Annotated in this window: 5 protein-coding genes; 3 read left to right on the top strand and 2 right to left on the bottom strand. The window is 72.4% G+C overall.

The window, feature by feature from the left end; all coding sequences use genetic code 11:
- Positions 1-166: 166 nt before the first annotated feature.
- Positions 167-1,177 (top strand): hypothetical protein, encoded by a 1,011-nt coding sequence (locus JNB62_RS16940; RefSeq protein ID WP_220302071.1) that lies wholly within the window; start codon positions 167-169, stop codon positions 1,175-1,177.
- 10 nt (positions 1,178-1,187) lie between these two features.
- Here the strand turns inward: JNB62_RS16940 and JNB62_RS16935 are convergent, their stop codons facing one another.
- Positions 1,188-1,370 carry a PspC domain-containing protein gene (locus JNB62_RS16935; protein WP_220302070.1) on the bottom strand — a complete coding sequence of 61 codons (183 nt, stop codon included), beginning with the start codon at positions 1,368-1,370 and terminating at the stop codon, positions 1,188-1,190.
- Positions 1,371-1,569: 199 nt separating this feature from the next.
- Here JNB62_RS16935 and JNB62_RS16930 point away from each other — a divergent pair, with 199 nt between their 5' ends.
- Together JNB62_RS16930 and JNB62_RS16925 are read left to right on the top strand one after the other, a co-directional pair.
- Positions 1,570-2,070 carry a hypothetical protein gene (locus JNB62_RS16930; protein ID WP_220302069.1) on the top strand — a complete coding sequence of 167 codons (501 nt, stop codon included), beginning with the start codon at positions 1,570-1,572 and terminating at the stop codon, positions 2,068-2,070.
- On the top strand, positions 2,067-4,202 hold the full coding sequence (locus JNB62_RS16925) for a bifunctional polysaccharide deacetylase/glycosyltransferase family 2 protein (RefSeq protein ID WP_308291838.1): 2,136 nt from the start codon (positions 2,067-2,069) through the stop codon (positions 4,200-4,202). Before JNB62_RS16930 ends, JNB62_RS16925 begins: the two co-directional genes overlap by 4 nt.
- A gap of 48 nt (positions 4,203-4,250) precedes the next feature.
- Here the strand turns inward: JNB62_RS16925 and JNB62_RS16920 are convergent, their stop codons facing one another.
- Positions 4,251-5,906, bottom strand: coding sequence for an ABC-F family ATP-binding cassette domain-containing protein (locus tag JNB62_RS16920; protein WP_220302068.1), 1,656 nt, complete (start codon positions 5,904-5,906; stop codon positions 4,251-4,253).
- Between the last annotated feature and the right edge of the window lie 94 nt (positions 5,907-6,000).

Genomic DNA, 6,000 nt, shown 5'->3' with positions numbered 1-6,000 from the left:
GAGCCCACCCCGACCCCGACGGCGCCCGGGAACAGCGGCAACGCCCCAGGCCACAAGAAGAAGCCCTGACGGACGGCGTCAACGGTCGTGTCCGAATCGTTGTGAGGGCGCGAATGCGTAGCGGCCGCGCGCCGGTAGAGTCGCGGGACCGCCCCTAGGAGACGCCTTGCGACGACCCCTTGCCCTCGCCGTTGCCGTGCTCGCGCTGACAGGTGTCCTCACCGCGTGCGCGCCGGCCGCCGAGCCGGAAGCCGACCCGACACCACGCGCGAGTGTCGCACCGACGCCTCAGCCGACGCCCACCGCCGAAGCGCGTGTCGTCGCTCCGGGCGAGAAGCCGCCCGCGGTATTCGACGGCGACTGCAACAGGGCTCTGGCTCCGGCCGACCTGCAGAGCGTCGTCGGAGCCTCGCTCCCGCTCGCGACGTCGGCCAGTGACGGCGATGTCGGCAACATCGGGGGGCTGGCGTGCAGCTGGGAGGCCGGCGGCGCCGCCGTGCGGGTGGAGATCCTGCCTCGCCCAGGGCTGGGCGACACGCAGTTCCCCCAGGACCAGGCGCAGTACTACTTCCAGGACTGCGATGCGCAGTGGGTCTGTTCGGGTGAGGCCGAGGACGCCGACCTGTGGATCGGCGCCTCGTTCCAGTCCTTCGCCGAGGCGGACCGTGACCAGATCGACGACTGGACCGCCGCGATCGCGGCCCTCATCGTCCGCAACTTCGCCGGTGACGCGGACCCGTGGGTCCGGGATCGGACTGGGTGGTGGGACGAGCTCGACTGCGCCGCTGTCGCTGGCGCCCTGTCGCGCGAGCTGAACACGGAGTTCTCGGGCGAGCGCGGTGGTTTCATCGACCCACCGCTGCCCGGCATCGTGCTCGCCACGGCGGCCTCGAACTGGTCGAACTGCTACCTCTACGACGGTGCGCACACGTTCGAGGTGTATTCGTCGGCCGGTGCGGCCTGGACTCTGCCGGACGACGGCGATCAGCCGGTCGAGACCGGTGTGCAGGGCATCTCGGCGTGGCTGTCGTCCAGCTATCAGTCGACGACGTCGGCCGGCTACACGATGACCGACGGCATCAACTCCCTCACCGCGTACGTCGCGACGGACGCATCGTGGACGGCAGAGGAGGCGGTCGGCGCACTCGCGCGGGCCGCGTCGTCCGACTGGAAGTGAGCCGGCGGGCTCACACCTCGCTGGGGATCAGGATCCAGAGGATGATGTAGGCCCACAGTGACAGGCCGAAGAAGATCACGGCGATCGCGGTGAGGACGCGCACGAGGGTCACGTTCCATCCGAAGCGGTTCGCGACGGCGGCGCAGACGCCGGCGAGTACGCGTCCCTGGCGGGGTCTCATGAGTCCGTTCATGTCTCCATCCTCGCCGCCCGGGTGCGCTCGCGCATGGGGGAGAACCCCCATAATCCCCGGGGCGGTGGCCGCGGCATCCCTTTCTTCGACGGGTGAGAGGTCGATGAGGAAGCGGCGCTCGACCCGCCCTTGCCGGGAACGGACGCATAGGCTCCCTGCTGGCGTGTGTCCCGTGCACGCCGCACCGCCGAGGAGCGTGATGGTGACGGATCCCTCGCGCGGGTCGGAGGCCCCCGCTCCGCTCACCCGCCGTACCAGCCCTGTGTTCGTGGACCGCAGCGGGCGCCGTGTGCGCCGCATCCGCGTGGCGGCGATCGCGGGCGTCACTGCGCTGGGCCTGTCGCTCGGGCTCGTCGTCGTGTCGGTGCTGGGGGTGCCGACGGTCGTCTCGCCGCTGTTGCCCTCGCGTGCCCCGGCAGCCGACGCGTCGAGTCCCGTCGCACCTCAGCCGCAGGCATCCACTCCCGCGCCCGCTCCTGAGCCCTCCGCGAATCCGCGGGACGGATCGAGGGATGCCGACGCCGACGCATCAGCCACGCCCGACGCGGCCGTCGAGCCGGCGCGGGCCGCCGCCACGGCGCCCAGCCCGATCGCGACGGAGGCGGCGACGCCGGGCAACGCGCCGCCGGTCGCGGATCGCGGCAACAGCGAGGCCGCGCCTGGCCGGGCCAACGCGCCGACTGAGCCAGCGAAGCCGTGACGGTCGAGGTCGTCACGCGGCGCCAGCACCGCACGGCGGCGCGCGCCGCGAAGACGCGTGTGCACTGGGTGGCGCTCGCGGCGGTCCTCGCGGCGTTCGCGGTGGCGCTCGCGATCCACGGGTACGTGCACGCCGGCGAGGCGCGGTCGGGCACCGCGGCGGTCGACGCGGCCGCAGACGAGGTGCCGCCGGGTGTCCCGGCCGGCAACCCCGTCATTGATCCCACCGGACGCGACCTGCGCACCGCGGCGCCGGCCGCCCGCACCGTCGCCCTGACGTTCGATGACGGCCCCGATCCACGGTGGACTCCCGAGATCCTGCGAGTGCTGCGCGAGCACGGTGCGACGGCGACGTTCTTCGCCGTCGGCTCTGCTGTCGCCGAGCACCCGGACCTCGCCCGCGACATCGTGGCGAGCGGCAACGAGATCGGCCTGCACACCTTCACGCACCTCGACCTGGGCGCCGCTCCGCAGTGGCAGCAGAGCATGGAGCTCGCGGCCACCCAGCGCGTCATCGCGGCGGCCACGGGCGTCGGCGCGACGTGGTTCCGCCCGCCCTACAGCTCCACGCCCGCAGCGGTCACGAATGACGTGTGGAACGCGGTCGAGGCCGCAGGCGCCGACGGCTATCTGTCGGTGCTCACGACCCTCGACACACGCGACTGGACCACGCCGGGCGTCGACGCGATCGTCGCCGCCGGCTCACCACCGACCGACGACGGCGCCGTCATCCTCATGCACGACGGCGGGGGCGACCGCAGCCAGACGGTGGCCGCCCTCGACGAGCTCCTGACGGCACTGGACGTTCGCGGTTTCACCGTCAGCTCGGTGGGCGACGCGGTCGGGGCGGATGCCGCCGATCCGCCGGCGTCGTGGTGGGACCGGTTCGCCGGCTGGGCCACCATCGCCGCCGTGCGCACGAGCGATGTCGTGGTGTCGGGCCTCACGTGGGCGCTCGTGCTGAGCGGCGTCGTGGTCCTGGCGCGCGCCGTGCTCGTCACGGCAGCCGCCGTCCGCCATGCCCGGCGCGTACGGCGCGTCCCGGTGTGGGAGGACCCGCCGGTCACCGAACCGGTGTCGGTGATCGTGCCCGCCTACAACGAGTCCGCCGGCATCGAGGCCGCCGTGCGGTCGATCGCGGCATCCGATCATCCGATCGAGGTCATCGTCGTCGATGACGGATCCACCGACGGCACCGCCGACCTCGTCGAGCGTCTCGGACTGCCGCGGGTGCGCGTGATCCGCCAGCAGAACCAGGGCAAGCCGGCGGCGCTGAACACCGGCATCCGCGCGGCTCAGCACGAGCTCATCGTGATGGTCGACGGCGACACCGTGTTCGAGCCCGACACCGTGCGACTGCTGGTGCAGCCGTTCACCGACCCGAACGTCGGGGCGGTCTCGGGCAACACCAAGGTCGCCAACCGGGGCGGGCTGCTCGGCCGCTGGCAGCACATCGAGTACGTCGTGGGCTTCAACCTCGACAGGCGGCTCTTCGACGTGGCCGAGTGCATGCCGACGGTGCCGGGAGCCATCGGCGGCTTCCGCCGCAGCGCCCTCGCGCGCGTCGGCGGCGTCAGCAGCGACACCCTCGCGGAGGACACCGACCTCACCATGGCGCTGTGCCGTGACGGCTGGCGGGTCGTCTACGAAGAGCGTGCCCGCGCGTGGACCGAGGCGCCACAGACCCTCGACGCCCTCTGGAAGCAGCGCTACCGCTGGTGCTACGGGACGCTGCAGGCGATGTTCAAGCATCGCCGAGCCGTCGTGCAGGGCGGCGCGGCAGGCAAGCTCGGTCGCCGCGGACTCGGCTACCTGCTGGTGCTGCAGGTGCTGCTGCCGCTGCTGGCGCCCGTCGTCGACGTGTTCGCCCTGTACGGGCTTCTCTTCCTCGACCCGATGCGCATCCTCGTCGTGTGGGCCGCGTTCATGCTCGTCCAGGTGCTGATGGCGTGGTTCGCGTTCGCGCTCGACGGCGAGTCCCCGGGGCCGCTGTGGTCGCTGCCTCTGCAGCAGGTGGTCTACCGCCAGCTGATGTACCTGGTCGTGATCCAGTCCGTGTTCACGGCGCTCGCCGGCACGCGCCTGCGCTGGCACCGCATGGAGCGGTACGGCTCACTGGCCAAGGCGGCCTGAGCCGCGGCATCCACCGCTTCGAAGAGAAGTGGATGCCGCGGCCCGGCGTCACCGCTCGGTCAGCTGCCCTTCGCGGTCGAGCTCGAGCGTCAGGCTGACGCCGATGCGCTCGAGGAACGCGTCGTCGTGGCTGACGACGAGCACCGCGCCGCGGTACGAGGCGATGGCGTCGACGAGCTGGTCGACCGTGTCGAGGTCGAGGTTGTTCGTCGGTTCGTCGAACACGAGCAGCTGGGGCGGCGGGTCGGCGAGCATCAGCCGGGCCAGCGCGACGCGGAACCGCTCGCCGCCCGACAGCGTCGCGACCGGGCGCTCGACCGCGGCCCCTCGGATGAGGAACCGGGCGAGCCGGTTGCGCAGCTCGACCGTGCCGACGTGAGGAGCCACCGCGGTGACGTTGTCGAGCACCGAGGCGGACTCGTCCAGCCCGTCGACGCGCTGCGGCAGGTAGCCGACGCGGTTGGTGTGCAGCGCGCCGCGCGCAGAATTCAGGAGGATCGGACCGTCCGCGTGGGTCGGGGACCCGTCGCCCGGCGTGTCTCCTGAATCTTCGACAGCAGCGCCCACCAGCCGCTCCAGCAGCGTCGTCTTGCCGGCGCCGTTCGGGCCGATCAGCGCGACGCGCTCGGGGCCCTGGATCACCCACGACCGGGAGCCGTCGCCGATGGTGGCGATGCGGCGGCCCGCGGGCACGCCGGGATCGGGCAGGTCGATCTTCATCGACGCGTCGTCGCGCACCCGCCGTCCGGCGGCGTCGAGCGCCTCGCGGGCGGATGCCTCGCGATCGGCCTTCTCGCCGCGCAGCTTGCCTGCCGAGACCTCGGCGGCCATCCGCCGACCGTTGGCGATGATCTTCGGAACCCGTTTCTCGACGAACGCCTTGTCGCCCATCGCCTTGCGGCGGGCGATGGTGGTCTCCGCCTCGATGCGCTGCCGCTTCTCACGCTTGAGCGACTGCTTCGCGGCGCGCTCGGCATCGCGGGCGGCGTCCTGCTCGGCATCCAGCCATGCCCGCCACTCGGAGTACGGGCCGCCGAAGACCGACAGCTCGTTGGCGTACAGCTCGGCGGTGTCGTCCATGAGCTCCAGCAGGGCGGTGTCGTGGCTCACCACGACGAGCGCGCCGCGCCATGAGCGCACCATGTCGTGCAGGCGTGCCCGGGCCTCGCGGTCGAGGTTGTTCGTCGGCTCGTCGAGCAGCGCGATGGGTGCGCCGCGCAGCCGGATGCCGGCGATCGCGGTGAGCACGGCCTCGCCGCCCGACAGCTGCCCGACGCTGCGGTCGAGCATGTCGGGGGCGAGTCCCGCCTCGGCGAGGGCCGCGTGCGCGCGCGCCTCGACGTCCCAATCGGCGCCGACCGCGTCGAAGTGACGCGGGTCGACGTCGCCGGACTCGATGGCGCGCAGGGCGCGCAGCGTCTCGCCGACCCCGAGCAGATCGGCCACGGGCCGGTCGACGTCGAGGGTCAGCCGCTGCGGCAGGTACGCGGCATCCGCCGTTCGCGTGATGTGCCCGGCCGACGACGTGAGGTCGCCGGCGATGAGGCGCAGCAGCGTGGACTTGCCGGAGCCGTTGCGGCCGACCAGTCCCGTGCGGCCGGTGCCGAACGAGCCTGAGACGTCCGAGAGGGCGACGGTGCCGTCGGCCCAGGTGAAGGAGACGCGATCGAGGACGATCGCGGGGGTGAGGGTGTTGGTGGGCATGAGGCCTCCTGCGTCAGTTGTGCGCTGACACCGGGAGCCGCGATGCGTCCGGGCGTGCCGGAGCGGGAGAGAAGCGGCCGATCGACGGGCCAGC

Source organism: Microbacterium jejuense (assembly GCF_019511665.1).
Taxonomy (GTDB): Bacteria; Actinomycetota; Actinomycetes; order Actinomycetales; family Microbacteriaceae; genus Microbacterium; species Microbacterium jejuense_A.
The sequence above is the reverse complement of the archived record's forward strand: the minus strand, read 5'-3'. Positions and strand labels throughout refer to the sequence as shown.